25 protein-coding genes, 1 tRNA gene and 1 pseudogene are annotated in these 25,192 nt (G+C 62.8%); 17 read left to right on the forward strand and 10 right to left on the reverse strand.

Going from position 1 to position 25,192, the window contains the following annotated elements:
* Both JQ628_RS28070 and JQ628_RS28075 read right to left on the reverse strand, forming a co-directional pair.
* On the reverse strand, nt 1–788 hold a 788-nt coding region (locus tag JQ628_RS28070), incomplete at its 3' end, for an Hpt domain-containing protein (RefSeq protein WP_212227834.1).
* 381 nt (nt 789–1,169) lie between these two features.
* A complete protein-coding gene (locus JQ628_RS28075) occupies nt 1,170–3,566 on the reverse strand; it encodes a flagellin (protein WP_212227836.1) in 2,397 nt (798 codons plus the stop codon).
* A 392-nt stretch (nt 3,567–3,958) separates the two neighbouring features.
* On the opposite strand from JQ628_RS28075, the gene JQ628_RS28080 reads away from it, so the two are divergent.
* Both JQ628_RS28080 and JQ628_RS28085 read left to right on the forward strand, forming a co-directional pair.
* Nucleotides 3,959–4,666, forward strand: coding sequence for a Crp/Fnr family transcriptional regulator (locus tag JQ628_RS28080; protein ID WP_212227838.1), 708 nt, complete (start codon nt 3,959–3,961; stop codon nt 4,664–4,666).
* 127 nt (nt 4,667–4,793) lie between these two features.
* Nucleotides 4,794–5,042 carry a hypothetical protein gene (locus JQ628_RS28085; RefSeq protein WP_212227840.1) on the forward strand — a complete coding sequence of 83 codons (249 nt, stop codon included), beginning with the start codon at nt 4,794–4,796 and terminating at the stop codon, nt 5,040–5,042.
* A gap of 33 nt (nt 5,043–5,075) precedes the next feature.
* Here the strand turns inward: JQ628_RS28085 and JQ628_RS28090 are convergent, their stop codons facing one another.
* Both JQ628_RS28090 and JQ628_RS28095 read right to left on the reverse strand, forming a co-directional pair.
* Nucleotides 5,076–5,690: a response regulator transcription factor gene (locus JQ628_RS28090; protein ID WP_212228209.1), complete on the reverse strand. Its 615-nt coding sequence runs from the start codon at nt 5,688–5,690 to the stop codon at nt 5,076–5,078.
* 136 nt (nt 5,691–5,826) lie between these two features.
* Nucleotides 5,827–6,831 (reverse strand): glycoside hydrolase family 3 protein, encoded by a 1,005-nt coding sequence (locus JQ628_RS28095; protein WP_212227849.1) that lies wholly within the window; start codon nt 6,829–6,831, stop codon nt 5,827–5,829.
* A 613-nt stretch (nt 6,832–7,444) separates the two neighbouring features.
* Here JQ628_RS28095 and JQ628_RS28100 point away from each other — a divergent pair.
* The 10 genes and pseudogenes from JQ628_RS28100 to JQ628_RS28145 all read left to right on the forward strand — a co-directional run.
* Nucleotides 7,445–8,185 (forward strand): tetratricopeptide repeat protein, encoded by a 741-nt coding sequence (locus JQ628_RS28100; RefSeq protein WP_212227851.1) that lies wholly within the window; start codon nt 7,445–7,447, stop codon nt 8,183–8,185.
* Between the two features lie 15 nt (nt 8,186–8,200).
* Entirely contained in the window at nt 8,201–9,418 is a 1,218-nt protein-coding gene (locus tag JQ628_RS28105) for an efflux RND transporter periplasmic adaptor subunit (RefSeq protein WP_212227853.1), read from the forward strand.
* A gap of 5 nt (nt 9,419–9,423) precedes the next feature.
* On the forward strand, nt 9,424–10,662 hold the full coding sequence (locus JQ628_RS28110) for an ABC transporter permease (RefSeq protein WP_212227855.1): 1,239 nt from the start codon (nt 9,424–9,426) through the stop codon (nt 10,660–10,662).
* Nucleotides 10,659–11,378 carry an ABC transporter ATP-binding protein gene (locus JQ628_RS28115; RefSeq protein WP_212227857.1) on the forward strand — a complete coding sequence of 240 codons (720 nt, stop codon included), beginning with the start codon at nt 10,659–10,661 and terminating at the stop codon, nt 11,376–11,378. Before JQ628_RS28110 ends, JQ628_RS28115 begins: the two co-directional genes overlap by 4 nt.
* Nucleotides 11,379–11,600: 222 nt before the next feature.
* The gene (locus JQ628_RS28120) at nt 11,601–13,058 is read left to right on the forward strand and encodes a PLP-dependent aminotransferase family protein (protein WP_212227859.1); all 1,458 of its coding nucleotides are present in this window, start codon (nt 11,601–11,603) and stop codon (nt 13,056–13,058) included.
* A 407-nt stretch (nt 13,059–13,465) separates the two neighbouring features.
* Nucleotides 13,466–13,699, forward strand: coding sequence for a DUF1127 domain-containing protein (locus tag JQ628_RS28125; protein ID WP_212227861.1), 234 nt, complete (start codon nt 13,466–13,468; stop codon nt 13,697–13,699).
* Nucleotides 13,696–14,325 (forward strand): LysE family translocator, encoded by a 630-nt coding sequence (locus JQ628_RS28130; protein WP_212227869.1) that lies wholly within the window; start codon nt 13,696–13,698, stop codon nt 14,323–14,325. Before JQ628_RS28125 ends, JQ628_RS28130 begins: the two co-directional genes overlap by 4 nt.
* Nucleotides 14,326–14,460: 135 nt before the next feature.
* On the forward strand, nt 14,461–15,585 hold the full coding sequence (locus tag JQ628_RS28135) for an acetylserotonin O-methyltransferase (protein WP_249128533.1): 1,125 nt from the start codon (nt 14,461–14,463) through the stop codon (nt 15,583–15,585).
* Nucleotides 15,586–15,601: 16 nt separating this feature from the next.
* The gene (locus JQ628_RS28140) at nt 15,602–16,132 is read left to right on the forward strand and encodes a c-type cytochrome (protein ID WP_212227885.1); all 531 of its coding nucleotides are present in this window, start codon (nt 15,602–15,604) and stop codon (nt 16,130–16,132) included.
* Between the two features lie 28 nt (nt 16,133–16,160).
* A pseudogene (locus tag JQ628_RS28145) lies at nt 16,161–16,295 on the forward strand (hydrolase); the annotation flags it as partial.
* 149 nt (nt 16,296–16,444) lie between these two features.
* On the opposite strand, the gene JQ628_RS28150 reads toward JQ628_RS28145, so the two are convergent.
* The 3 genes from JQ628_RS28150 to JQ628_RS28160 all read right to left on the reverse strand — a co-directional run bounded on the left by JQ628_RS28150 (nt 16,445) and on the right by JQ628_RS28160 (nt 18,108).
* Nucleotides 16,445–16,837, reverse strand: coding sequence for a cupin domain-containing protein (locus tag JQ628_RS28150; RefSeq protein ID WP_212227887.1), 393 nt, complete (start codon nt 16,835–16,837; stop codon nt 16,445–16,447).
* 59 nt (nt 16,838–16,896) lie between these two features.
* Nucleotides 16,897–17,649 carry an SDR family oxidoreductase gene (locus tag JQ628_RS28155; protein ID WP_212227889.1) on the reverse strand — a complete coding sequence of 251 codons (753 nt, stop codon included), beginning with the start codon at nt 17,647–17,649 and terminating at the stop codon, nt 16,897–16,899.
* A gap of 369 nt (nt 17,650–18,018) precedes the next feature.
* Nucleotides 18,019–18,108: transfer RNA gene (locus JQ628_RS28160), tRNA-Ser, on the reverse strand.
* Nucleotides 18,109–18,235: 127 nt separating this feature from the next.
* Here JQ628_RS28160 and JQ628_RS28165 point away from each other — a divergent pair.
* Together JQ628_RS28165 and JQ628_RS28170 are read left to right on the forward strand one after the other, a co-directional pair.
* On the forward strand, nt 18,236–19,099 hold the full coding sequence (locus tag JQ628_RS28165) for an alpha/beta fold hydrolase (protein ID WP_212227891.1): 864 nt from the start codon (nt 18,236–18,238) through the stop codon (nt 19,097–19,099).
* A gap of 308 nt (nt 19,100–19,407) precedes the next feature.
* Nucleotides 19,408–20,517 (forward strand): alpha/beta fold hydrolase, encoded by a 1,110-nt coding sequence (locus JQ628_RS28170; protein ID WP_212227893.1) that lies wholly within the window; start codon nt 19,408–19,410, stop codon nt 20,515–20,517.
* Between the two features lie 7 nt (nt 20,518–20,524).
* Here the strand turns inward: JQ628_RS28170 and JQ628_RS28175 are convergent, their stop codons facing one another.
* The gene (locus JQ628_RS28175; RefSeq protein WP_212227895.1) at nt 20,525–21,640 is read right to left on the reverse strand and encodes an ROK family protein; all 1,116 of its coding nucleotides are present in this window, start codon (nt 21,638–21,640) and stop codon (nt 20,525–20,527) included.
* A gap of 349 nt (nt 21,641–21,989) precedes the next feature.
* Between JQ628_RS28175 and rplU the strand changes: the two genes are divergently transcribed.
* The 3 genes from rplU (at nt 21,990) to JQ628_RS28190 (ending at nt 23,584) form a co-directional block, all read left to right on the forward strand.
* Complete coding sequence (gene rplU / locus JQ628_RS28180) at nt 21,990–22,490, forward strand: 50S ribosomal protein L21 (RefSeq protein WP_212227897.1); 501 nt, start codon at nt 21,990–21,992, stop codon at nt 22,488–22,490.
* An 89-nt stretch (nt 22,491–22,579) separates the two neighbouring features.
* Nucleotides 22,580–22,849 carry a 50S ribosomal protein L27 gene (gene rpmA, locus JQ628_RS28185; RefSeq protein ID WP_212227926.1) on the forward strand — a complete coding sequence of 90 codons (270 nt, stop codon included), beginning with the start codon at nt 22,580–22,582 and terminating at the stop codon, nt 22,847–22,849.
* A gap of 138 nt (nt 22,850–22,987) precedes the next feature.
* Nucleotides 22,988–23,584 (forward strand): GNAT family N-acetyltransferase, encoded by a 597-nt coding sequence (locus tag JQ628_RS28190; RefSeq protein ID WP_212227928.1) that lies wholly within the window; start codon nt 22,988–22,990, stop codon nt 23,582–23,584.
* Between the two features lie 105 nt (nt 23,585–23,689).
* Here the strand turns inward: JQ628_RS28190 and JQ628_RS28195 are convergent, their stop codons facing one another.
* Both JQ628_RS28195 and JQ628_RS28200 read right to left on the reverse strand, forming a co-directional pair.
* Entirely contained in the window at nt 23,690–24,034 is a 345-nt protein-coding gene (locus JQ628_RS28195) for a putative quinol monooxygenase (protein ID WP_249128535.1), read from the reverse strand.
* Between the two features lie 103 nt (nt 24,035–24,137).
* Nucleotides 24,138–24,989 carry a VOC family protein gene (locus tag JQ628_RS28200; protein ID WP_212227935.1) on the reverse strand — a complete coding sequence of 284 codons (852 nt, stop codon included), beginning with the start codon at nt 24,987–24,989 and terminating at the stop codon, nt 24,138–24,140.
* Between the last annotated feature and the right edge of the window lie 203 nt (nt 24,990–25,192).

The following is a 25,192-nucleotide window of genomic DNA, read 5'->3' on the forward strand; positions in this document are numbered from 1 at the left end:
TCGGTGTCCTCGTTGCGGCGGGAGATTTCCAGAAGCTGGTTACGGGTCAAGACCAGCTCGGAGACCATGGTCATGAGGTGCTCGAGGGTGTCGACATTGACCCGGATCGACTGGTTGGCGACCTTGTCGCTCTCGGCGAGGTCGGGCTCGACAGCAGGAGCTGGCTTCTTCACGGCCTTCCTTTCCTTCTGAACTTCTTCAGCGGCGGCGGGCTTCAGCGCCGGTGCGGCTGACGTCACCTCGGTCTCGGTTTCGCGGAAGGCGCGCTCGAGCTCATCGAGCGAGACTTCGCCCGGGCGTAGCGGACGCTCCAGGGTCTGCTCGACCAGCCTGCCCTCGGCTACGGCAGGCTGCAAGGAAGGCGCGGCCACGACCAAAGCGGGCGCTTCCTCGGCCGCGGCCGACGCATCGAAGGGCTGCATGCTGAGTTGCACCAGCGGGTCGATCAGGTCCTCGTCCGACCCTTCGGGCTCGGCTTCGGTCGCTTCAAGGCCAGCCAGGATCTCCTTGATGCGGTCGATCGAGGACAGGATCAGCGTGACGGCCTCGGCCGTCACCGGCATGCCGTCGCGGAATTTGCCCATCAGGGTCTCGCCGGCATGGGCGAGCGCTTCCAGCCGCGGCAGGCCAAGAAAGCCGCAGGTGCCTTTGATCGTGTGGACCAGGCGGAAGATGTTATCAAGGATCTTTGCGTTGTTCGGGTCCTGCTCGAACCGAACCAACTGATTGTCGACCGTGTCCAGGCTCTCGTTGGTTTCCGTCAGGAATTCCCGCAAAAGATCGTCCATCAGAATGCGCCTTCCACCACCAAAAATGGTCCTCCTGCAATCGATAACCTTCCGGGTTTCACGAGGACGTTAATTTCGCGGTCCGTGCAAATACGGACCGGGAAATCTAGAGATTTTCAGAAGGGACAATCAGGGCGTGTATCGGCTGGCATGCAACGCGCACACGCCGGCGCGACGGCCGGCTTCCGATCGGCGGTCAGTTGCAAACAGAGACTTCGGGCGACGCGAACCGGGCTCGAGCGTGATCTGATCGGAAAACCGGTACTTTGCGCCAACGCGGCCCTGCGGGGCCGGATCACGCTTTATGCCGCGCTCAAGCCTGCCCAAACAAAAACGGCGGGGTTTCCCCCGCCGCCTTGATCGTTGATATCGCCGTTTCGCTTAGCGGAGGAGCTGGAGCACGCTCTGCTGGCTCTGGTTGGCGAGCGCCAGCGCGGACACCGCAATCGACTGGCGGGTCGACAGCGCCTGGCTGTTGGCCGCTTCCTCGTTGGTGTCGGCCAGCGTCAGGTTGGACGAGCCGGTCTGCAACACGTTGATCAGGTTCTTCGAGAAGTCCTGGCGGATCTGCACGATCGACAGGTTCGAACCGAAGGCCGAAGCCTGCGAGCGCAGCGTGCTGCTGGCGGCGTTCAGGGACTCCAGGATCTTGTTCGTCGACGAGTTGTCGATGAAGTCGGTGCCCTGGACCAGCGAGGAGAGGCCGAGGCCAGCCGGGTCGAAGTTGACGCCGGTGATGGTCAGGGTCGACTTGCCGGTTTCGTTGAAGGTCAGCTTCAGCGTGTCGCCATTGAGCAGGTTGATGCCGTTGAAGGACGAGTCCTGCGCGGTGGTCCTGATCTGCTCGATGGTCTGGTTGTACTGGGCGACCAGGCTGGCGCGGGTGGCCTGGGAGTCCGGATCGGCAACCGTGTTCACGACCGATACGCCGTTGAAGATGCCACCCGGATCGGTAGCCGTGCCACCGAGCGCACCGATGTTGTACGAAGCGGCCGCGTTGGTGGTGGTCAGGGTGATCTTGCCGGTGGTGTTGATCGAGGCCTGGAGGTTGTTCGCCGCCAGCGCCGCGTTCAGTTCGTTCAGGTCGGAGACCTCGCCGGCACCCGTGCCGAAGGTGATGCTGGTGGCAACACCGCCGCCGGTCGCGCCGATCGTCAGCGTCTTGCCCGAGAGGCCGGCGTTTGCCGGGGTGCTCGCGGGAGTGATGCCGGCGGTCAGGCCGAGCTTGGCCAGGCCCGTGCCGCTGATGTCGAGGGCCGCCGTGGTGCCCGCGTTGAGCGTCACCTTGCCGCCGCTGACAGCCGAGCCCGTGCCGCCGCTATAAGCGTCGATCTGGGCCAGGACGTCGTTCACATCGGCGGTCGCGAGGTCGAAGTAGGTGGTGTTGGGAGCACCGCCGGCAACGCCGCCGAGGGTGGAGTCGAAGAACGCGATGGTCTTGGTGTTGACTACGATCGTGTCGGTGATCGAGAAGTTGCTGGTCAGCGAGTCGGTGCCGACCGGGCCCTTCAGCGTGGTATTGCCCGTGATCTGCGCGGCGGTCGCCGGAGCAGAGGTACGGAACTGCGTGCCTGCGGTCAGGCCAAGCTTGGCCACAGCGCTGCCGCCGATGGTGACGTCAGCGAGGAGACCCGTCGTGATGGTGAATTGGCCGGAGCCGTTCACCGCCAGGCTGCCGCCGCTGGCGGCGTCGAACGTGGTCTTCAACGTGTTGAGCGTGGCGGTCGCGAGGTCGATGTACTTGTTGGTGGCGTCCGTCGGGCCCTGTTGCGGAACGGCATTGCCCGAATCGAAGAAGTGGATCGTCACGCCGTTGACGACGAGCGTGTCCGCGGTCGTGAACTGGTTCGCAGTGTCGAGCGCGTCAGAGGTCGGGCTGGCGGCACCAGCCAAGCTCGTCGAAAGCGTGACCGGAGCCGGGGTCGTGGCGGCGTTGCCGCGAGCATAGGTGTTCGGGGTGAGGCCAAGGTCGGCAGCAGCCGTACCGGTCTGACCGATGACGAGATCGGCGCTGGTGCTGCCGGTGATCTGGATCGCACCGCCGACGAGCGAGACTGAAGCGCCTGCGCCAGCCGCGCCCTGGATCTTGGTCATGACGGAGGTGAGGGTGTCGTCAACCGAGATATGGGTGCCGTCCGACAGACCGCCAGCGCCGGTGATGGTCCAGGTGGTCCCGTTGACGGTGAGGGTGTCGCCGACGCTCGGCGGCGTGGTCAGCGCGCTGAGCTGCGTGGTGCCGTTGATCGCACCCGGGATCGCCGTACCGTTATGGGTCGGGGCAGTGTAGGCGCCGAGGTGGTTGTTGTTGCGCACAGCGCCGGGCGTGCTCGTGGTCGCGGTGTAGCTCTGCGTGACGTTGTTATAGAGCACGGAGCCGTTGACCGAGCTGGTCTGCTGCGGGGTGCCGGCGAGCAGGTTGGCAGCGGTGGCGCTGGAAGCGGCGCTGGTCGCGGTCGACTTGACGTAGCCGACGGGGGTCTGGAGCGCCTGGTTGGCGATCGACTTCGCACTGTCGACCAGCTTCTGGAGCGAGGTGATGCCGGTGTTGGCCGCTTGCAGGACCTGCACGCCGTTGCCGATGCCGTCGAGGAGGTTGTTGATATCGCTGGCGCGGGAATCGAGCGAGGACGCGGTGAAGAAGTTGGTCGGGTTGTCGAGGGCCGAGTTCACCTTCTTGCCGGTGGCAAGGCGGTTCTGCGTGGTTGCGAGCAGGTCGGCGGTGGACTGGAGCGAGAGCAGGTTCTGGCGAACCGATGCGGAGAGCACGATACCGGACATAGTTTCATCCTTCTGGGTTGAAAGCCAATTCTTTGACCTTCGCATCGATACCCGCGAGACTTTAACAAGGTCTCAACGCGCAGGCTCACATTGCACGCAACGGGGTGAGCCCCGTATTCGTACGGTAAAAGGTACGGCGGTTTGCTTAACGATTGGATAAGGCCGCAATCCCTGCGAGCAACAGACAGCGGATTGCACCGGGATCAGGCGTGGACCGGAAATGTCAGGGACGCTGCCCCGCTCAAATCCCGCAAACGCGGTACTCCATCAGCGCCGGGGCCGGCAAAGGAATGCGTCCTTTTGCCGATTTATCCCGTACGTCCCGTATCGTACATATAAGATAAAGAGAGTAGGCTACACCGTTGCGCTCCCCTTTCAGCAGGGAGGCTTCCTTGACACCCGCTCCTCGTCCACCGAACGGATTTCTGGCGTCGCTCTCGGAAGACGATTTCGAGCTGATCCGCCCGTACCTCAAGACCGTCGACCTCACCAATGAACTGGTGCTGGTGGACGTCGATGAAACGCTCAAGCGGGCCTATCTGCCGCACCGGGGCCTGATCTCGATTTTCGTCAGGCTCGCCAGGGGCGAACATGTGCAGATCGCCATGGTCGGACGCGACAGCGTGTTCGGCGTATATTCCGCGCTCGGGGATGCGACGGCGCTCAATGGTGCCGTCGTGCTGGTGCCCGGCATCGCCTCGACCCTCGATATCGAACGGGTGCGGGCGGCGGCCGACCAGAGTGCCACGTTCCGCTCGACGCTGTTGCGCCACGGGCTCGCGGTCTACGCGCAGATCCAGCAGACCGCCGGCTGCAACGTCGCGCATACCGTGGAATCGCGCCTGGCGCGGTGCCTGTTGCAGATGCACGACCTGTCGGGCAGCGACAAGCTGATGCTGACGCAGGAATCGATGGCGCAGATGATCGGCGCCCGGCGCAACAGCGTCTCGCTGGTGGCTTCCACGTTGCAGCAGGCCAACTACATCCACTACAGCCGCGGACACATCGAGATCACCAGCCTGGAAGGTCTCAGCAAGACCGCCTGCGAGTGCTACGCGCAGGTGAAGGCGCAATATAACCGCCTGCTGCGCCCGGCGTGACAATGGCTTCGGCCGCTGGACGTGCCGGCCGGGAGCTTGCTGCGGGCGGCCGTACTTCTACGGTTACGGATTTTCATACACGAATAACGATACGCGGCGATATTCGGCGTGAGCACAGGAGAGCTTGATGTTCACGTTTGAAACAGCGGACCAGAAGGAAGTCCGGCGTTTCCGCATCGCGCAGTTCAACGGCAGGACCGCAACGGCCCGGCCGAACGGAACGGCGGTGACCGGTATCGTCCGGTCGATCGTGGAAAACAAATCCAGCCAGCCGACGAAATGGGTCATCACGCTGATCCCCAGCCAGCCCAAGGCGCCGCCGGTCCGGCTTCGTTCCGCGCCCCATATCGGCGCCTTCGCCGAGGATCTGTACTGAAATCGCCGCCGTTCGCGAGCGCGGCGCCCGCCGCTAGCTCGCGCTGGCTTGCAGCAACAGCGCCTTGCGAACCAGGTCCGCCGTGTTGCGCGCGCCCAGCTTGCGCATGGCCTCGGCGCGATGGCTTTCGAACGTGCGCGGGCTGATGTTCATCCGCAGCGCGCCCTGCTTGTTGGAGCAGCCCTCGCTGATGAGGGCGAGAACCTCGCGCTCGCGCCGGGTCAAGGGTTTCTGCTCGGACTCGGGCGCGACCATCACGGCCGGCACGCGGCCCCCGGTTCGGCCGGCTTGCCCCTCCGCTCTGGCCGCACGCTCGGACGCAGCAAGGGCGGGATGATTCTCCGAAAGCTGCTTCACCAGCGCGTAGACCCGTTCGGTCTGCTGTAGCGCGTTGTCGACGACCTGTTGCAGGTAGATGCGATTGGCCGCCGTCTGCGAACCGCTGTGCCGCTTGATCTCGTTCATATAGAGCATCAGCGCCGTCAATGGGCCGTTGAGCTGATGCGCGATGGCCGCAACAGCTTCCTCCGCCGCCCGGGCACGGACCACCGAAAGCTGAACGATTTCGGAGTCTTCATCTGGCGGCGCGCCGCTTTCGGTCCACTCCGGGAGCTGCGAATCACCTGCGAGATGTTCTTTCTGTGGCATGCAACTGATGTATCGCGTGCACGCCGTTTCGTGGTTAATTTTTTTGCCAGTAGGAATACGGGGGACAGCTTCTGCGGCCTGCCCGATGACCGGTCCCGTAGCGGCGTGATGCCGCGCGGACACGGCCGGACTTGCGTCAGCGCAGCAGCGCCTTCCGCCGGCGCACCCGGCCGATGGATCGTTCGATCGCCGACGGATCCATCGCTTCATCGCGCAACTGCGCTTCGATGGCATCAGCGATACCAGCCATTTCCCGCTCCTGATCGAAGAGATTGTTGCCGATACAGAGCATGTCGATGCCCGCCTTGAGCGATTGCAGGCTGGCCGCTTTGGTGCCGAGCGCCTTCTGCAATCCCTGCATCTGCATGTCGTCGGTGATCAGCAGGGTGTCGGGCAGACGCTCTCGCAACCGCCCGATCGCGACCGGCGACAGCGTCGCCGGCCTCCGCGCGTCCCACTGCCGCACAATGGCATGGCTGACCAGCACGGCATTGCCGAACATGTTTGGCGCCAGTGAATAAAACAGCGCCTCCTGCTCGGGACGAAGCGCATCGGAAATATCCATGAACTCCTGATGCGAATCCACCAGCGCGCCGCCGATGCCGGGAAAATGCTTCAGGCAAAGCCCGATACGCGCCTCGCGTGCGACCTCGTTTATCAGCAGCGCATTGGCCTCGACCTCGGCGATGTCGGCCGAATAGGAGCGCTTGATCCTGCCGATATTCGGATTGTCCGGATTGTAGTCGACATCGATGACAGGCGCGAAATCATAGTGGATGCCGAGCGCCCGCAACTCCGCGAAGCTCGCCGCGAGTATCCTGCGCTTTTCCCCGGCAGCGAGACGATTGAACTCCTTCGCGCTCGGAAGCGGCGCAAACCCCCTGCCCTCCTTGAGCCGCCGCACCAGCCCGCCCTCCTGGTCGATGAACACCATCGGCGATGAAGGCAAGGCTGCGATCTCCGCGCAGAGGCGGCGCACCTGCTCGGGGGATTCGATGTTGTTGTCGTATTGCTGCGTGCGGACGGAGTAATCGAACAGGATCACGCCGCCAAGGCCATAGCGGGCGGCGAACTGCTTCAGCCAGTCGGGGACGGTCTTTCCGAAGAAGCCGAGGATGAACAGCTCGCCAATGGAATTCATCGCAGCCCGGCGCGCCCGGAAATGCGTGACGGTCGAACGGCGAAGAGCGAGAGATCGCCGGGCAGTTTCGGGAGAACAAACGACATGAGGCCTGCATCCGTCTGATCTATTCGTGTGTAACAATACCGTGTCCTGAAGTCGACCATATTGGCGCTCGCTGTCGTGTCAAATGCGTTCGCGATATTCGCGACGGTCCAGCAAATTTGCGTTTGCTACGAACGCGATGCGCGTCGAACGGAACCGGAAAAACAGTGTCGAGTTCCGGCTGCACCTATCGCGATATGTGATCGGCTGCACATTGCCAAACGCGCGCGTGGGTTAGGCTTCTCGTCGCGAGAGATGTTGCGGAGAGACTTAGCCAGCGTCAGCCCCGCACGATCTCGTGGAGATGTGTTTGCCCGACAAGCAGGCGATCTCGACGCCGGTTGAGAAACTTCCGGTTACCAGACGCGGATCAGACGTCTGAAGCACCTTTCTGGCACGAGCAACCAAAGCTGAAAGCGTACAAGCAATGCGACGCTTGCAATATTTGCGATCGATCGGCCCGGTCCCGAACCGATCAGTACGGCCAGGATTTCGTTCCCACGCGATTGCGCGGGCTATCTGGGCAGCCGTGCTGGCCATTTCCTGCTGCTTCGCCGTACTGGCCGATGTCCACACGGTTCTTGCCGGCTCCGCTTCCGATCAGGAAATGGCCAATCGCTACGAGCAGGCGGCGCAGGCGGGCGATGACGACGCCCAGTTCTATCTTGGAGCGCTCCATTCGGCGGGCGTCGGCCGTCCGCGCAACGACGAGGCGGCATTTCACTGGTTCCAGCGCGCGACCGATCAAGGTCATCCGCACGCCATGTTGATCATCGCCGGCCTCCATGCGAGCGGGCGCGGCACAGCAAAGGACAATGCGAAGGCCTATAAGTGGGGCTACATCGTCAACTCCGCGAGCAAGGTCGACGAATACCGCAATGGCGCGCGGCAATTGTTGTCGCTGCTTGAGAAGCGGATGAACAGCGACGAGATCGGTCACGCAGTGCTGGCCGCAAGAGCCTGGCGCGGCGTTCCGGCTGCCGGCGCGGTCAAGCCTTCGAACATCGAAAGAGCTGCCGACAGCTCGTCGAGCCAACCCGAACCGGCGACGCCCGCAACTGCCCCCGCTCCCCCGGCCGTGCAGCCGGCGACCGTAGCTGCACCGGCGCCTGCGCCCGCGAACGTTCAGCCGGCGCCTTCCAACATCACCGTGTTGCCGGCGCCGCCCCAGACCGCGCCGGCGCCTCCAACAAAAAGTGCAAAGCGTGACGATATCCACGATCTGATCGATCAGGTTCCTTCAGGTCTGCGCAAGCGGTTCGGCTTCTGATCCGAAGGGCATGCCATGAAACTGAAATTACAGCATCTTGTCGCAACCGGTGTTCTGGCAGTCGCCCTGACCGGCTCCGGTTTCTACGCCTGGTCCCATTTCCTCCATCCGCCGCTGGTAACCACCGCCATTGCGAGTCTGGCGCCGGTCTCCGAAGCCGTTTACGGAACGGGCACGGTCGAGCCCGAGCGCTGGGCCAAGGTGGTGCCGCTACAGCGCCGCCGCCTGATCGAACTCTGCAATTGCGAGGGACAGGCAGTCAGGGCCGGTCAGGTTCTCGGCCGTCAGGACGACGCCGAAGAGCGCAGCGCGCTTCAGCAGCTTGAAATCAACCGGGGCCAACTCGAACGTGATCTGGCCCGCGCCGAAAAGGATCGCGGCAAGAGCGACGCGGCGCGCACCGAGTATGAGCAGCGCTGGACCAAGCACGAGGAAGCAAAGTCGCGCATCGCCGCGCAGAAGGTGCTGATCGACTCGCTGGTGCTGAAGGCTCCGCTCGACGGCATGGTGCTGCGGCGCGACGGCGAGGTCGGCGAGATCGCTGGCCCCACCGACGTCCTGTTCTGGGTGGGACCGCCCGCTCCGATGCAGGTCGTCGCCGAAATCAATGAAGAGGAGATCAACCGCATCGCGGCCGGACAAAAGGCGCTGCTCCGAAGCGAAGCGTTCCCCGACCGGGCGCTGCGGGCCACCGTCTCCCAGATCACGCCGAAGGGCGATCCGACCCGCAAGACTTTTCGCGTGTACCTGCGGCTGCCACCGGATACGCCGCTCCGGATCGGCATGTCGGTCGACGTCAACATCATCTTCCGCGAAAAGCAGGCGGCGATCGTCGTGCCGGCAGAGTCGCTGGCAGGCGATTTCGTTCAGGTGGCCGACGACGGCCGGGCCAGGCGCGTGCCCGTGACCGTCGGCATCCGCGGCAGCCGCAACGTCGAGGCGATCGGCGACCTGCCGAAGGGAACGCCAGTGCTTTCGCCCGCCCGCACCGAACTCGCCGACGGCGCCCGGATTCGCATCGACAGCAGCGCGACCAGGGCGACGGTCGAACCGGCGGAAGCGAACGAACCGGCGGATCAGCCCGGCGTAACGCCCGACAACGCCACGGTAGCGATGGCGACCGCAACTCCCTCCGATCCGGACGATGCGGTGGTTTCGGCGGCGATCACCGCGCACATCGATTCAGTGATCAATGACGCGCGCCGTCGCAACACCATCAAGAACGGCCGGTAATCGCTGTGAAACTCGTTCTCAACATCGCATGGACCCATGTCAGCACGCGGGTGCGACAGACGCTGGTGGGCATGGCCGGCGTGGCGATGGGCGTCGGATTCACCATCATGATGGCGGGCCTGATGCAGGGCTCGCAAATCGACTTCCTGCGCCAGCTCGTCGACACCATGCCGCATGTCACGGTCGAGGATGAGCGGCGCTCCGTGCCGACGCAACCTGCCGAGCAGGAATATGGCGCGGTGCAGATGTCCGATATCGCCAATGTCGGCCGGCGTGCCGGCATCCGATATCCGGAATCGGTGATGAACTCGCTGCGCGCCTGGATACCCGGAGACGTGGCTCCCTCCGTGAAGACCACCGCGATCATCGATCACGGCGGCGCGCGCATCGGCATCACCTTGACCGGTATCGATCCACGCTTCGAGGTTCGCGTCTCCAAGCTCGCCTCGCAAATGCGCCAGGGAAAGCTGGACGACCTTTCGCGCGCGTCGAACGGCATCATCGTCGGCGAGGCCCTGGCAGAGAAGCTCGGACTGAAGACCGGCAACACCGTGCGCCTGATCGGCGGACAGGGCACCCGGCTGAATTCGACCGTGGTCGGGCTGTTTCGCTCGGGCCTCAAGCGCGTCGACGAGAGCCAGATCTATTCGCTGACCGGGCCGGCGCAGATCATGATGGGGCAAAACGGGGTGATCAACCAGTTGCGGCTGCGGCTGGACGATCCCCTGTCGGCGCAGAAGGTCGCCGCGCAAGTGGAAGCGCAGACCGGCTACCAGTCGGTGTCGTGGCAGGAAGCCAATGCCGATTTGCTGTCAACCTTCACCGTGCGCGATTTCATCGTGCTCACGGTGATGGGCGCGATGCTGCTGACATCATCCTTTGCGACCTACAACATCATATCGACGATCACCCACGAGAAGCGCCAGGACATCGCGATCATGAAATCGCTCGGCATGCGCGAATATGCGGTGCGGCGGATTTTCATCGTCGAGGCCGTCATCATCGGTGTGGTCGGCATCCTCTTTGGATGGATCCTCGGTTACCTGCTCTGCTACGGCTGGTCGCAGATCACGATCTTCAATCCACTGACGGGCACCACCGTCCCGCTGCAGATCTACTACTCGCCCATGCACTATCTGGTCGCCGGCGGCATATCGTTGCTCTGCTGCGCAGGCGCCGCCTATTTTCCGGCGCGCAAGGCCACGCGCGTGCATCCGGTCGAAATTATCCGGGGATCGTCATGACCGATATCGCATTGCAGGCCATCGGGCTGGTTCGCCGCATCGAAGGTGTCGTCGCACACACGCTCGTCAACGGCATCGATCTCGCGGCGAACAAGGGCGAATTCCTCGCCATCACCGGGCCGTCCGGATCGGGCAAATCGTCGCTGCTTTATCTGCTGGGCCTGCTCGATGCGCCCAGCGAAGGCGAGGTCATCATCTGCGGGCAGTCGACCTCGAAGCTGTCGGAATCGGAGCGCGCCGACGTCCGCCTGACCAAATGTGGCTTCGTGTTTCAGTTCCATTTCCTGCTGGCCGAGTTCACCGCGCTCGACAACGTGCTGCTGCCGATGCGCGCCGCGGGCAGGATGACCGAAAGCGAGATGCGCGAGCGCGGCCTTTCCCTGCTGGACTCGCTCGGGCTCAGCGAGCACGCGAACAAGCATCCCAATCAGCTTTCCGGCGGCCAGCGCCAGCGGGTGGCGATCGCCCGCGCGCTTGCCAACCGGCCCGAGATCATCGTGGCGGATGAGCCGACCGGCGCACTCGACACCGCCTCGACCGAACAGGTGTTTTCGATCCTGCGCGACATCGCGGACGAGGGCCAAACCGTGATCGTGGTGACCCACGATCCCGCGCTGGCCGCCCGCGCCGACCGCCGCATCCACATCGTCGACGGCAAGATCGCCGAGACGACCGAGCGGGGCGTCGGCGAATTGATACTTGAAACGGGAAAGTAAAGGCTCACGGAGAGGGAAGATTCTCTGCCAGGCTCCCAAGGACCCCGAAAACTGCAATCCAGGACCACGCATTCCGCGAACAGCCGGCCTTTGCCCTTAACTGACAAGTTTCACGCTCAGGAACCTTTCGGTTGCCATCTCCACCTCCGTGAAGCGGTATGATGGAACGTTCATCTTTGTGCAGGATTGCCAGTCCATTGCAGAGGAAGAGGGATCAGGATTGTGGCTTTTCACGTCAGTCTTGTTGGTCGAACTGACCTCAGTGGCGAGATCTACCGTCAGATCCGGCAGGCCATTATGGACGGGCGCCTTCGGCCCGGAGAACGGCTGCCTCCCACGCGGGAACTGGCCGCCGAACTGACGGTTTCTCGATCGACGGTGACGGTCGCGTATGAAAGCCTTCACGCGGAAGGATTCGCGACATCCCACACGGGCGCCGGGACGTTCGTCAGCCATCAATTCGAGGCAAAGCGTCCGGCGTCGAAAGCCAGGCGATCGACAGCCCGCGCCATTCGGGTGCGTGGCGTTTGGGAGGCAATACCACTTCCGATCGGCTTTGACCGCGCGGCCCGTTTCGACTTCAGAACCGGACTCCCAGACGCTTCGTTATTTCCACATCGAACCTGGCGGCGGGTCGTCGCCCGTACGCTGCGCTCGTGCGAGGTAGCGTCAGGCGTCTACGAGAATCCAGCAGGCAATTGGAACCTGCGCGCGGCGATCGCTCGCCACATCGGCATCTCGCGCAGCGTTTCCGCATCGCCCGACGACGTCATCGTGACCAATGGCACGCAACAGGCATTCGACATCGTCGCTCGCGTACTTCTCGGGCCCTGCGATGTCGTTGCGATGGAGGATCCGGGATATCGGCCTCTCAAGGAGTTGCTCAAGGCGCTGGGCGCGCGTGTGATCGGGGTGCCGGTCGATAGCGAAGGTCTGGTCGTGGAGGCGCTGCCGGCCGGGGCCAGGGTGGTCTACGTGACGCCGTCGCATCAGTTTCCCCTCAGCGTGGTCATGAGCCTGTCGCGTCGACGGGCGCTGCTTGCCTGGGCCGAGCGCAACAATGCGGTTGTCGTCGAGGACGACTATGATAGCGAGTTCCGCTTTGGCGGGCGTCCGCTCGAGCCACTTCAGACCATCGATTCGACCGGTCGCGTCGTGTATGTCGGCACGTTCTCAAAGACGTTGCTCCCGACTCTCCGGTTGGCCTTCATGGTCGTTCCGACACCGCTGCGAGAGACGGCGCACAAGGCGAAGTTCGTCACCGATTGGCATACAGCAACAATGGCGCAGAGCGCGCTGGCGCAGTTCATCGACGAGGGGTCGTTTGCGCGCCACATTCGCAAGGTGGGTCGCATCTATAGCGAACGGCATGCGATGCTGACTGCGGAGATCAAGAGGAATTTTGGCGATTGCCTTGACCTCGTTCCATCGAGCACCGGGCTGCACATAACCGCCTGCGCGCGAGGACCGGCGGCTGATCATGTCGATGCGATCGTATCGCGAGCCCTAGATCTCGGCGTCGCCATCGCTACGATGTCGCGCAACCAGGTGGACAGAAAGCCTCCGGCCGGCATCCTGCTGGGATACGGGGCGATCGAGACGGCGCGGATCGCCGAAGGGCTGAGGCGGCTGCGCAGATGCTTCGATGAGCGCATGCGTCGACGCCCGAAAGCAGCGTGAGCGGTGCCGCCTGAGGTAATGGCAGGAGTCGAATTAAGTAATCGGGCGAGGGCGGGCGCTCAGGTCGATGCGATCACAGCGGGTCCACATGCGCCGCCTGAATTGGACTGATTGATTATCTGCAGATTGGACCTTCCGACATATTGCTTCACTTTCTAATGTTGGACCGCTGACGCGCGCGGCGTCAGATAGCTGCGCCGATATTGACCAGACGGCGAGCTACAGGAGCGCGATGCGATCGTGCGCGGGCACGCCACGACGATGGCCGCGCTCGTTCACAAGCACCTTGACCGCCGATCACGATTCGTCATCGCAACAACACGTGAGAGGTGAGCAAGCTCACACGCCAGCTACGCGGATGCCGATAATTCTATCCGCGCAACGTCCGCGTATCAGGAGGACTTATCATGTCCGTTATTGTCGATTCGCTCACGAGTTGGAAGGAAGCCGCAAACCGAACTGCGGCGTCCAGCCGTCGTCGACCTGGATGGGGATTACGGTTCCTGCACTGGTGTGTCCGGTGTTCGGAGCGATCGCGGCAGCGACAAGCCCTGGCGGAGCTCGATGACCACTTTCTCAAGGACATCGGCAAGACGCGGCCAGAGGCCATGGCCGAAGCAGCCAAGCCGTTCTGGAAATGACGTCGTTCATCGCGCACCTGCTGCCGGCGATGGCGCTGGGCCTGTGCGTCGCCATCCCGTTCGGCCCGATCGGCTTGATGTGCGTGCAGCGGACGCTGACATCCGGAATCTGGTTTGGGGTCGCGAGCGGCATGGGTGCGGCAACAGCCCACGGCATGTTCAGCGGCCTGGCCATCGTGAGCGGGACCGTATTGACACAGATAACGCTCGCTCTGCACACGCCGCTGCGCATCATTGGAGGGATCGCCCTGGTCTTGATGGGCCTCAGAACCATTCTCGTCTCCGCGGGCGCGGCGAACGGCGCGACATGCACAGACGCGACATGCGGTGATTTGCTTTCGGCCTATACTACGACCCTGTTGATCGCCGCCGCCAACCCGATGACGATACTGCCGTACCTCGGCGTCACGTCCGCGCTGGACATCGGCAACCCGCTGATCATGGATCGTGCGCTGGCGACGCCCATCGGGGTGATGTTCGGCAGTGCATCCTGGTATTTCTTCCTCGTCCTCAGCACGAACACCATGCTTCGAAGCTTGCAGAAAGCCGTACTGGATTGGTTCAACAGGCTCACCGGAATCCTCCTGATGGCCTTGGGAGCTTCGTTATGCACCCGCATCGTCTGACGGCGACGGCAGAGAAGGAACTGAAGCGATCGACAGGACACGGGCCATCGAGCGTGCGACTACGTGGATTTGTGCTGAAGACCACCGCGCGGCTTAAGAGCTGCGAATTAACCGTCAACACCTGAGGAGAGCACTATGCCCAACCATCAGCGTGCTGCTGCGAACAGGACAACGCTTGCCCGCCAGCCCGATTTGATCTCGGGCGAAACAAGGCTGCGCGCGGCCGATCAACCGATCGCCACCACGCAGGAGCTTCCTTCCGCCGTCCCGCTAATGGCACTTTCGACCAGCTTCTGGGCTTTCAAGACCCTGGCCACAGCGCACGAGGTGGGCCTGTTCAGTTACCTTGCAGGCGGCGCCGGCACCACGGTTGCTGAGCTGGCGGAAGCGCTCGGTTTGCATCCACGCCCGGCCGAGATGCTGTTGACCGGCTGCGCCGCACTCGGGCTTCTGGAGAAAACGGCCGGCCGTTATCGCAATACGCCGTTGAGCGAAGCCTATCTCGTGCGCGGAAAGCCGTATTACTTCGGTGGCTTCGTGCAGATGGCCGACAAGCGGCTCTACGCAGGCTGGGACAAACTTGCCGAAGCGCTGCGCACGAACCGGCCAACCACGTGGGACCCGGCAGTGCAACCCTCGATGTTCGACGGCGAGGATCCGACGATGCTGGCATTCTTCTGGGAGGCGATGCATTCGCTTTCCACGATGACCGCACGCACGCTCGGCGAAGCTGTGGATCTCAGTCATTTCCGCCGCCTTCTGGACATCGGCGGCGGCTCAGGCGCGTACGACATCGAACTTTGCAAACAGTATGGAGCGCTGCACGCAACCGTATTTGATCTGCCGCATGTGGCCGCGATCGCCGCGGGAAAAATTGCCGCGGCCGGCTTGACCGACCGCATCGAGACCGCCGGCGGCACCTTCTTCGAACAGCTTCCCGAGGATCACGACGTCCATCTGTTGTCGATGATCCTGCACGATTGGGATGAGGCGAAGAACCGCGCCCTGCTGCACCGGTCCTTCGAGGCTTTGCCGTGCGGCGGCGCAGTCGTCATCAGCGAGCTTCTTGTCAATGACGAAAAGACCGGGCCGGCGCCGGCCGCGCTGATGAGCCTGAACATGCTGATCGAGACGGAAGGACGAAACTACACGCCGGCCGAATATTCGGCGTGGCTCGAGGAAGCCGGCTTCCGGCACATCGAGACAGTCTGGTTCGACGCACCCGCCGCGAACGGCGCGGTGATCGGCCGCAAACCATAAGCCAGGGAGACGAATCATGTCGCGGATTTCCGTTCGCCTCGCGTTCGTGGCGGCCGCCTCGGTGATCGCGCTTCCAGCGTTCGCGGCCATGGCCGACGATTCACAGATCACGCGCGGCAAATATCTCGTCACGATCGGCGGCTGCAACGACTGTCACACGCCGGGATACTTCCGGGGGAATCCCGACATGTCACGCTTTCTCGGCGGCTCGGATGTGGGCTTCGAGATTCCGGGTCAAGGTGTCTTTGTGGGCTCAAATATCACACCCGACAAAAAGACCGGCATCGGTAGTTGGACCCCAGAGCAGATCGTGAGGGCGATACAGGTCGGTGAACGGCCGGACGGCCGCATCCTGGCGCCGGTCATGCCCTGGCACGCTTTTGCGTCACTCACAGCGGATGACGCCATGTCGATCGCGGCTTTTCTCCAAAGTCTGAAGCCGGTCAGCAACCAGATTCCCGGCCCGTTCAAACCCGGGGAAAAGGTTTCGACCTTCATCTACCGGATTTTGCCACCAGGCGGCACCGCAGCGGCCGCGGCCAAGTAGTCCGCGTCTGATCCAAACAAACTCCGCGCAACGCGACTGGGCTCGGACCGATCAAGCCGTCGCGTTGACGGAAGTGATCACGCAGCATGCCGGCGGTAGCGGCATCGCGTTCCTGTGGGAGCAGCAGTTGCTCAACACGCCGGTGCCGAGCACCGCTGGTTGATTCGTGCGGAGGGATGCCGAGAATTCTTGAGCAGCGCGTTGCGAAAAGCTGATTGCTTATCGAGCCTCGTCATCCCCTTCTCAATAAGGCCGTCCATGCCTGCTGACGGAGGGAGCGCTTCTCACCTGGCGATCCCCGCGCGGTAACGGTTACTGCGCGGGCAAAAGCGCCGAGGCGCCCTTGTCCTTGATCAAGACCACCAGGAATTTCGCCGGCTGGGTGGCGCTTGCGTTCCGGTCGACGGTATGAACATCACCGGGGCCTTCATAAAAGGTCTGTCCTTGCGTGAGTGTCATCTGTTGTCCGCCCTTCAACTGCATCACGACGGAGCCCTCCAGCACGTAAACGAACGCATGGGCATTGTGCCGGTGGATGGCGCTCGACCCGCCGGGCGCATGCTCGACCGTGATCATCAGGGCTTCCTTGCCGGGACTCTCCGGAAGATCCTTGGACATGAGCGGCGTGACTTTAGGATGCTCCTGAGCCGCCGCGGTGCCCATCATGAGGCACAGGAAAACCAACGCAACTAATCTGATCGTCATAGTCGCCTCTTTCGTTCGCTGCCTGCGACCGCTCGTGACGGACCGGGCGTACCTTCGGATCAGGCTGCTGCCTGCGAGCGGCGGAACCATTCATCGAAGCCGATGCGGCCGAGGCGCGCCTCGCCGAGCGGCACGAGCGAATGCTCGACAACCTGGCTGCCCCAGTATCCGGCCTCGGGGTCGCTCACGACCTCGCGGCGGTCGCCAACCGCCTTGAGATAGCGGGCGATGATGTCGTTGAACGCCGCCCGTTCCGGGCCGGCGATTTCCACGATGCCGTTTCGCGGCACCGCGAGTGCCACATCCGCAACCATCGCGGCAACGTCGTCCGATGCGATCGGCTGGAACAGGATCGGCGGGATCCTGACCTTGTTGCCATCCGCACTTGAATCGGCGATGCCGCGGAGGAATTCCATGAACTGGGTCGAGCGGACGATGGTGTATGGGATGCCGGAGCTCTCGATCAGTTTCTCCTGGGCAACCTTGGCGCGGAAATAGCCATTGTCGGTCCGGTCGATCGCGACGATTGACAGTGCGACATGATGCCGGACGTTCGCTGCGGCTTCCGCCGCGAGCAGGTTGCGGCCCGAGGTCTCGAAGAATTCCAGCACCGCCTTGTCGTCAAACGAGGGCGAATTTGCGAGGTCGATCACCACCTGCGCGCCCGCCATGGCCTGCTTGAGGCCTTCGCCGGTGATGGTGTTGATTCCGCTTTGAGGCGAAGCGGCCACGACCTCGTGACCTCCCTGGCGCAAAATGGCGACGGTCTTCGAGCCGATCAGGCCCGTGCCACCGATCACGACGATCTTCATGGTGATCCTCCGTTGTCGTTAGTCGCGCTTGGATTCCGGGTTGCTTGCAGCCATCGTCATCAGCACCCGATCATCGTCTTACGATCGCTGCTATGACGGGCGAGGAGCCTGTGGACGCAGCATCGCCCGCCGCTCAACGACAATACCACAGGGTGCCGCGTGCCATACTATTCCAAGGTACAGGTCGAACTACGCGCCGAAGCCGTGAAACCTTACAGGTCGTATGGTTCCACCACGGGCGTTTGCCGTCGTTGTTGCGAGCACAGGTGAGGCAACGCCTCGTCGCGATCGCCTGCATCCCCGAAGGGAGGCGCGATGGCGGTAATTTCTTGAGTCTCGTTCGAGGGCTTTCTCGATGCCGTCTTAATATGGCGGAGAGGGAGGGATTCGAACCCCCGATAGGCTTGCACCTATGCCGCATTTCGAGTGCGGTGCATTCAACCACTCTGCCACCTCTCCAGGCGCCAAAAGCGGGTGATTCACCCCGCCTCGCGGTCGGCCGTGTTCTAGGCGAGGATGGCGGGCCACACAAGGCGCGGGCGAATAATTTCGTGCCGGCGGGCGCGCAAAAATGGGAGCAAAAACAATGGAGCATCTGACGGTCCGGGCCAATGGCGCGGCGTTCCATGTGGCGACGATCGGACAAGGCGGGCCGCTGCTCCTGCTGCACGGCTGGCCGGAATTCTGGCTGACCTGGGAGCCGGTGATGGAACGGCTGGCCTCCCGCTTCACCCTTTATGCGCCCGACCTGCGCGGCTTTGGCGACAGCGACAAGCCGGCCGGCCCCTTCGGCCCGGACCAGCAGGCCGCCGACATGCTGGCGCTGATGGACGCGCTTGGCCTCGAGCAGGCCGGCATCGTCGGCCATGACGTCGGCGGCGCGCTGATGCAGCCGCTGGCCCGCAACGCGCCGGAGCGCATCGCCGGACTCTTTTTCTTCGACTTCGTCTATCCCGGCATCGGACCGCGGATGGCGGAGCCGGAGCGGCTCAATAATATCTGGTACCAGTCGTTCCATCAGATGGAGATGGCCCCTGCCCTTGTCGGCGCGACGCGCGAGAGTTGCCGCAGCTATGTCTCGCACTTCCTCAAGCAGTGGTCGCATCGCAAGGATGCGTTCGACGACGTCGTGGAAGCCTTCACCGACAACTTTCTCAAGCCGGGCAATCTTGCCGGCGGCTTTGCGCATTACCGCGCGGCGCATGCCGGCCGCGTGAAGATGATGAAGGGCGAGGCGCCATCGCTTCCGCCGATTTCGGTGCCGACCTGCATCCGCTGGGCCGAGCACGATCCGCTGTTTCCCTATGCATGGACTGATCGGCTGGGCGAGACGTTTACCAATCTCGATCTGGCGATGTTTGCTGGCGTCGGGCATTTCCCGCATCGCGAGGATCCGGATCGCGCGAGCGGCGAGATCGCGGATTTCTTCGAGCGCATCGGCTGGCGTTGACGAGCAATGGTGGGGCCGCCGGACGCGACAAAAACCGGCGGCCCCGTGCCGCTTCATTAAAATCCTGGCCGGGAAGTGCGGCTTCGCCGGTCAGCCGGAGCGACGCGGCGACCGTAGCGGGGCGCGCAGAATCGGCAACGCGAAGTGATTTTTAACCTAACCGGTCAAGGTTACCCGGGGACCTGAGCGCGATAGCGTTTACGCACGCAATCTTGATTGAGACATGGGGATTTCGGGACTGAGAGAACAAGATTGAATCCTTAGTTGGCAGTTCAGACCGATCTGGCTGCTGCGAAGGTGAGGATTCCATGACTGACGAGGCTCGTTCGCTCTCCCGAGATCGCAAGCCCGCAGGCGGCGAGCCGGACGCCAGGCGCCGCACGCTGCTCGGATTGCCGTTTCTCGCACCGCTGGCTTCCTTGCTACCGTTCGGCGCGGCCGCCTTTGTCCCGCTTCGCGCGGCTGCCGGCACACAAGTGTCCAATTCATACACGGAGCCGCTCGGCACGAGCCTGGAGGGCTGGCCGTATCCTGGTCCCGTGCAATTCCTGCCGCTGACCATGCACGGCCAACAGGTCCGGATGGCCTACATGGATTTCAGCCCGACGGCTCCCGCCAACGGCCGCAGCGTCATGCTTCTGCACGGCAAGAACTTTGACAGTTCGTACTGGACCGGCCCGATCGGCTGGCTGCGGGGAAGCGGGTTTCGCGTGGTCGTTCCCGACCAGATCGGCTTCAACAAATCGTCCAAGCCCGATCTGCACTATACGTTCGAGGCGCTCGCCGCCAACACGATGGCGCTCGCTGACGCGCTGTCGCTGAGCAACCTTTCGATCATCGGCCATTCGACGGGCGGCATGCTCGCGGTGCGGCTGGCCAGCATTTATCCGGAACGCATCCGGCAACTCGTGCTCGAGGATCCGATCGGCCTCGTCGACTACCGGGATTTCGTGCCGCCGCAGACCACCGAAACGCTGGAACAGGCGGAGCGCCGCTACACGGCCGAAACATATCGCGCCTTCGTCGCGCGTTATTTCCCGATTCTCCCGCCGGCGGAATACGAGCCGTTCGTGGAATGGCGAATGCGGGTCGCGCTGTCGGGCGAGTATCAACGTTTCGTCCGCGCGACCGCGCTGACCTATCAGATGATCTATCACGGACCGGTGCGCGAGCTGTTCAAAAGTCTCAAGCCGCCCGTCTTGCTGCTTGCCGGCGAGCACGACCGCACCACGCCGCTGTCCGCCTATGCTCCGCCGGAGGTTCGTGAGGCAATACCGACGCTGGTGGCGGCTGCCCGGGAGGTCGCGAAAGAGATCCCGCGCGGCCAGCTCGTGGAATTTCCGGGAGCCGGCCATGTTCCGCATCTGGAAGCAGCCGCGCTCTTTCAAACTGCCGTCCTGAATTTTCTCAGGAGTTGAGAATCCGCTAGTCCTTGCCTTTCTTCGCCTTCTTGCCGTTCTTGTCCTCGCCCTTGTCCTTGCCGTTGTTCTTCCGGTTGGTGAAGCGCGCATTGCCAAGCCCGGTGCCGATGGTCAGCACGCCCCACCGGTCGACGTCCTGCATGAACGGCACTTCCGACAGGCCCTGCACCACGCCGTCATTGTGCATGACGACCGCGGTGTCATGGTCGCCGATTTGCGGAATGCCCTCGATCAGGCTCGCCGGAAGGTTGAATTTGCTGCTCTCCCAATTGCCCGGCAGGTTTTGCGCGCCCTTTTCGATCGAGCCGTCTTCATTGATGACACCGGGGCAGGAGACGCCGATGAACGGCGCGAGCTTCAGTCCTTCCGCTTCTGCTTCCGTGATTAACGCCTTCAACATCTTGACCAGCCGTTTCACCGCACCTTCGCGCGTCGGCTCCTCATCGGCATGACGCCACAGTTCCGACTTCCACACCTCCGCCTTCGAAAGATCCTTGGCCTTCTTCCAGTTGGTTTCGACCACACCGCAGCGGATATTGGTGCCGCCGATATCGACGGCCAGAATGCTGTCATGCGCCTCGAAGATCCATGAGGGGGCCAGGTGGAGCGTGCCGATCAGCCCGGCATCGTCGGGGTGGAAGCGGATCGGCACCAGATCGACCTTGAATTCGTCGTCGCGGAGGATGATCTCGGTGCGGGCGATCGCAAGTTCGCCGAGCCGGCTTTCGCGAAAACCGCCGCCGACGATGATGCGCTCGGTCTTCGCCCAGGCCTTGGTCTTGAGGAAGCGCCGCGTCACATAGGCGAGCTCCTGCGCAAATTCCTCGATCGCGCTGTGCAGCACCGCGGAGGCCTCGACGTCGTCGCCGACCAGAACCGCATCCAGCACCTTCTTGCTGATCTTGTCCGAAGGTTCGTCGCCAAACGGGTCTTCGCCCGCCTTGCGCATCGGCTTTCGCCATTTCTCGAAAATCTCGCGAAACGCACCCTTGCTCGCGCGATCGCCCAAAAAGCCGTCTTCATCCTTTAATTCGATGTTGAAGCTGTCGATCTCGACCGACGGCAGGCGGGATGAGCCGTGCCCGGCAATCCCGGTGGTGGTAATGACGTCCTCAGCCATGATTTCCCTTGGGCCCCTGACGATGCTGCGGGACAACGGCAGCGGAACCCATTGGTTTCACCGGTCCGTTACGGCGGCCGCCGCACCGCTAGAACACCGAAATCGTGCCAAATCCCTCATATTTGGCGGTTTTTCGACCCCGTTTGCCTTGACTTAAGCCCTTAAGCCGCTATAAAGCCCGCCATCCGGCGCGGGATTTCCTGCGCTGTTTGTTTTTGCGCGAAATCTGAGGGGATTAGTCCCCGATCGCGCGAGACACGTACCCATAACGACTGAACAAAAAGCCGACCCGGACGCCGCCTTGATGGTCGCCGTCCGAGGCCGGGATCGAACACGAAGGAATTCAACGATGTTCGCAGTCATCAAGACCGGCGGCCGGCAATACCGCGTCGTCCCGAATGATGTGCTCGAGATAGGCAAGATCGCCGGCGATGTCGGTACGATCGTGCAGCTTGGTGAAGTGCTGGTTGTCGGCGGTGATACGCCGGTGCTGGGCACCCCGACGGTGGCAGGCGCTTCCGTTGCGGCCGAAGTGCTGGACCACAAGCGCGGACCGAAGGTGATCGCCTTCAAGAAGCGCCGTCGCAAGAATTCGCGCCGCAAGCGCGGATACCGCGACGAGATCACGGTGCTGCGTGTCACCGAGATTTTGACCGACAACGCGAAGCCGACCATCGGCCCGCGTCCGAAGAAGGAAAAGGTGGCCCCCGCGCCGACCGATGACGGCGACGACGAGGCGCCGAAGACGGCCAGGACGAAGGCCCCCGCCAAGAAGACAGTTGCCAAGGCGGCGGCAAAGAAGGCTCCGGCCAAGAAGGCCGCGGCAAAGGGCAAAAGCGACAAGAAGTGATCGGCTTCGATCACAAATTGACGCGTGACAAAAAGTGAAATGATTCCGTCAAGGAATTGAACTAGAGATACGGTAATCGGAGACGGGCCATGGCTCACAAAAAGGCAGGCGGTTCATCGCGTAACGGACGTGATTCCAAGGGCAAACGCCTTGGCATCAAGGCGTTCGGTGGCGAGCACGTGATCCCCGGTAACATTATCGCGCGTCAGCGCGGCACCACCTGGCATCCCGGCCTTAATGTCGGCATGGGCACTGACCATACTCTGTTCGCCAAGGTCGAGGGTCGCGTCGAATTCCGTGCCAAAGCCAACGGCCGCACCTTTGTATCGGTACTTCCGATCACCGAGGCGGCCGAATAGACGGTGGATTACATCAAATCCGCCGGGTCCTGTTTAACCGGCGGAGACTCCAAAAGGGCTCCAAAGGGGAGGCGGGAAACCGGCCTCCCCTTTTCATTCGTGTTCTGTTTTGACGCGTTGCATCACAGGAGCCGGACGATGCTACAGGATATCCCGACACCGACATTGCGCGAGGCGAGTCCTTGCGTCCTCGAGACCGAACGGCTGAGTTTGCGCAAGCCGACGCTCGCGGACGTAAAAGCAATTGCGCGGCTCGCCAACGATCGCCGCATTGCGGAAAACACCCGCCGCCTGCCGTATCCCTATCTACAGGATCATGCCGTCGAATTCGTCCGCGCCACGGCCGCCGCCGCGCGCGAGACCGTGTTCCTGATCGAGAACAATCATACCCCGCTCGGCATGGTCGGCATCAGCTGGCTGGACCCGGATGCGCCGGAGCTCGGCTATTGGCTCGGTGTCGATCATTGGGGCCAGGGCTTTGGCACCGAGGCTGCGCGCGCTGTGATTGACTATTACTTTGAGGAGTATTCGCAGGATCTGCTGTTCTCCGGCGCGCGGGTCGCCAACCCCTCCTCGCGCAACATTCTGGAAAAGTGCGGCTTCCAGTGGAGCGGTGTCGAGCTGCACCGCTTCGAGGCGCTGGGTTGCTCGACCCCGGTCGACTGTTTTCGCCTGTCGCGCGGGGTCTGGTCGTCGCTGAAGAACTGGAGCAGTTCGACACGGCGGGATGGGTAACCGATTCGACTGGCAAAGCGCCAAGCCCGCTGCTGGACCGCTAGCCTGACCGGCTATCCAGCACGCCGCCGCCCGCCCGGATTGATTCCGGGCGGCCGGCGAATCCTAACGATTCTCGTTCAGCACTTCCATGCGCATGACCGTGACGCCGCCTTCGGACAGCTCAGGCAGCCGGGCCAGCCACGCCTTCACATAGGGCATCGCGTTGTGCGCCTCGAAGTCTTCCTTATTGGCGAAGACCTCGTAGAAGATGAAGTGGCCGGGCGTTGAACGGTCCTCCTGAAGAAAATAGACGAGGTTCTTCGGGTCGCCGCGCACGAGCGCGACAAGCGGCAGCGTGGCCGCGCGCAATTCGCTTTCCTTGCCTGACTTGGCACGAACCTGCGCGACGATCGAATAGGCGCCGTCGGGGATTCGAGAGTAATCCCTGCCCGGTTTTTCCTGCGCCAATGCAGGCGTCGCCGTCAAAGCAGCGGCAACGAGCCCTGACATGCCGAGCAGGGCAAGACGGTGTTCGGGCAATTGAGGAGCGGATTTCATCGCTTGCGCCTCGTCACCTGGCGCTCGCCATCTGCCGACGCGCGCTCAACGCCTCGTCGAAGGTTTTCTTCACCGGTCCAAGCGCTTGCACGAATTCGAGCTGTTCGCCCTCCGGGCCCTTGCAGTAGATCAGCGACCAGCCGTTGGATTTTCCCGCGGTGATCCGGTTGGTGTTCGCCGAGATCGGCGCCGCCAGTCGATCCTGTTCCGTGGTGACGGTGACCGTGCGGTTGGCCCGAACCTGGGTCATGCCGCGGCGCGCCGACTCGGCTTCGAGATCCCTGATGAACTCATTGAAGTCGACATCGTCGCGAATGTGGAAGCAGATGTGCATCGAGCGCGGAAAGGCCGGGCTCATGTGATCGTGCGGTTCGGCGAAACTGTCTCCGGTGCCGGGCGGCTGACTGGCGTCGCGATATTGCAGCAATTCGATCACGACATTGTCGAACTGCACGAACCGGACATCGAGCCGCTGCGCGCCGCTCCTGAGGTCGGGCACGCCGATGGTGCGCGGATTGACACGCCGCTTGCGGGCCTCGATCTCCTGATCGGTGAGCAGCGTGTTGTGGATGGTTTCGCCCTGGAAGTCGCCGTCGCGCATCACTTCGGTGCCGCCGAGCACTTCCGTATAGAATTCGAACGCACGATCCATGTTCTGCACCGTTACGCCGAAATGCTGGACGCCCTGTAGGCGCGCGCCGAGAGAGCTTTTGTTTCGGGACACCGCCGGGGCGTTGCCGGTGGTCTGCGCGGACGCGGGGGCTGCGCCCGCCACCGCCATGCCGGCAACCAGAGCGGCGCCAGCGGCGTGCAGCACGTCCCTGCGGTCCAGGTTCACGGAATCCTTCGGTTCGTCTCGATTCATTTTTTCTCACTCCTGTTCAGCGATTGAAACCCCGCCCGCATGTTGCAGGCTAATCGCTTCGACAGGCGACTGATGTAAAACGGTGTTAATTCTTATGCAGCCGCACGAGACTGTTGAACGCGTGGCGAACGCGTTGCGTGAGTTACAGTTACGGAGACGGAACGTCGCAGGATGAAGAAGGGCGCTGCCAGCCTGATCGGCAG

It is taken from the genome of Bradyrhizobium lablabi, from assembly GCF_018129385.1.
Classification (GTDB): Bacteria; Pseudomonadota; Alphaproteobacteria; order Rhizobiales; family Xanthobacteraceae; genus Bradyrhizobium; species Bradyrhizobium lablabi_C.

Excerpts from the sequence above, each read along its gene's own strand:
- rpmA (WP_212227926.1), top strand. The coding sequence starts at position 22,580 with ATGGCTCACAAAAAGGCAGGCGGTTCATCGCGTAACGGACGTGATTCC.
- JQ628_RS28140 (WP_212227885.1), top strand. The coding sequence starts at position 15,602 with ATGTCGCGGATTTCCGTTCGCCTCGCGTTCGTGGCGGCCGCCTCGGTG.
- JQ628_RS28135 (WP_249128533.1), top strand. The coding sequence starts at position 14,461 with ATGCCCAACCATCAGCGTGCTGCTGCGAACAGGACAACGCTTGCCCGC.
- JQ628_RS28165 (WP_212227891.1), top strand. The coding sequence starts at position 18,236 with ATGGAGCATCTGACGGTCCGGGCCAATGGCGCGGCGTTCCATGTGGCG.
- JQ628_RS28175 (WP_212227895.1), bottom strand. The coding sequence starts at position 21,640 with ATGGCTGAGGACGTCATTACCACCACCGGGATTGCCGGGCACGGCTCA.
- JQ628_RS28130 (WP_212227869.1), top strand. The coding sequence starts at position 13,696 with ATGACGTCGTTCATCGCGCACCTGCTGCCGGCGATGGCGCTGGGCCTG.
- JQ628_RS28105 (WP_212227853.1), top strand. The coding sequence starts at position 8,201 with ATGAAACTGAAATTACAGCATCTTGTCGCAACCGGTGTTCTGGCAGTC.
- JQ628_RS28125 (WP_212227861.1), top strand. The coding sequence starts at position 13,466 with ATGTCCGTTATTGTCGATTCGCTCACGAGTTGGAAGGAAGCCGCAAAC.
- rplU (WP_212227897.1), top strand. The coding sequence starts at position 21,990 with ATGTTCGCAGTCATCAAGACCGGCGGCCGGCAATACCGCGTCGTCCCG.
- JQ628_RS28155 (WP_212227889.1), bottom strand. The coding sequence starts at position 17,649 with ATGAAGATCGTCGTGATCGGTGGCACGGGCCTGATCGGCTCGAAGACC.
- JQ628_RS28075 (WP_212227836.1), bottom strand. The coding sequence starts at position 3,566 with ATGTCCGGTATCGTGCTCTCCGCATCGGTTCGCCAGAACCTGCTCTCG.
- JQ628_RS28190 (WP_212227928.1), top strand. The coding sequence starts at position 22,988 with ATGCTACAGGATATCCCGACACCGACATTGCGCGAGGCGAGTCCTTGC.
- JQ628_RS28150 (WP_212227887.1), bottom strand. The coding sequence starts at position 16,837 with ATGACGATCAGATTAGTTGCGTTGGTTTTCCTGTGCCTCATGATGGGC.
- JQ628_RS28200 (WP_212227935.1), bottom strand. The coding sequence starts at position 24,989 with ATGAATCGAGACGAACCGAAGGATTCCGTGAACCTGGACCGCAGGGAC.
- JQ628_RS28115 (WP_212227857.1), top strand. The coding sequence starts at position 10,659 with ATGACCGATATCGCATTGCAGGCCATCGGGCTGGTTCGCCGCATCGAA.
- JQ628_RS28095 (WP_212227849.1), bottom strand. The coding sequence starts at position 6,831 with ATGAATTCCATTGGCGAGCTGTTCATCCTCGGCTTCTTCGGAAAGACC.
- JQ628_RS28170 (WP_212227893.1), top strand. The coding sequence starts at position 19,408 with ATGACTGACGAGGCTCGTTCGCTCTCCCGAGATCGCAAGCCCGCAGGC.
- JQ628_RS28085 (WP_212227840.1), top strand. The coding sequence starts at position 4,794 with ATGTTCACGTTTGAAACAGCGGACCAGAAGGAAGTCCGGCGTTTCCGC.
- JQ628_RS28090 (WP_212228209.1), bottom strand. The coding sequence starts at position 5,690 with ATGCCACAGAAAGAACATCTCGCAGGTGATTCGCAGCTCCCGGAGTGG.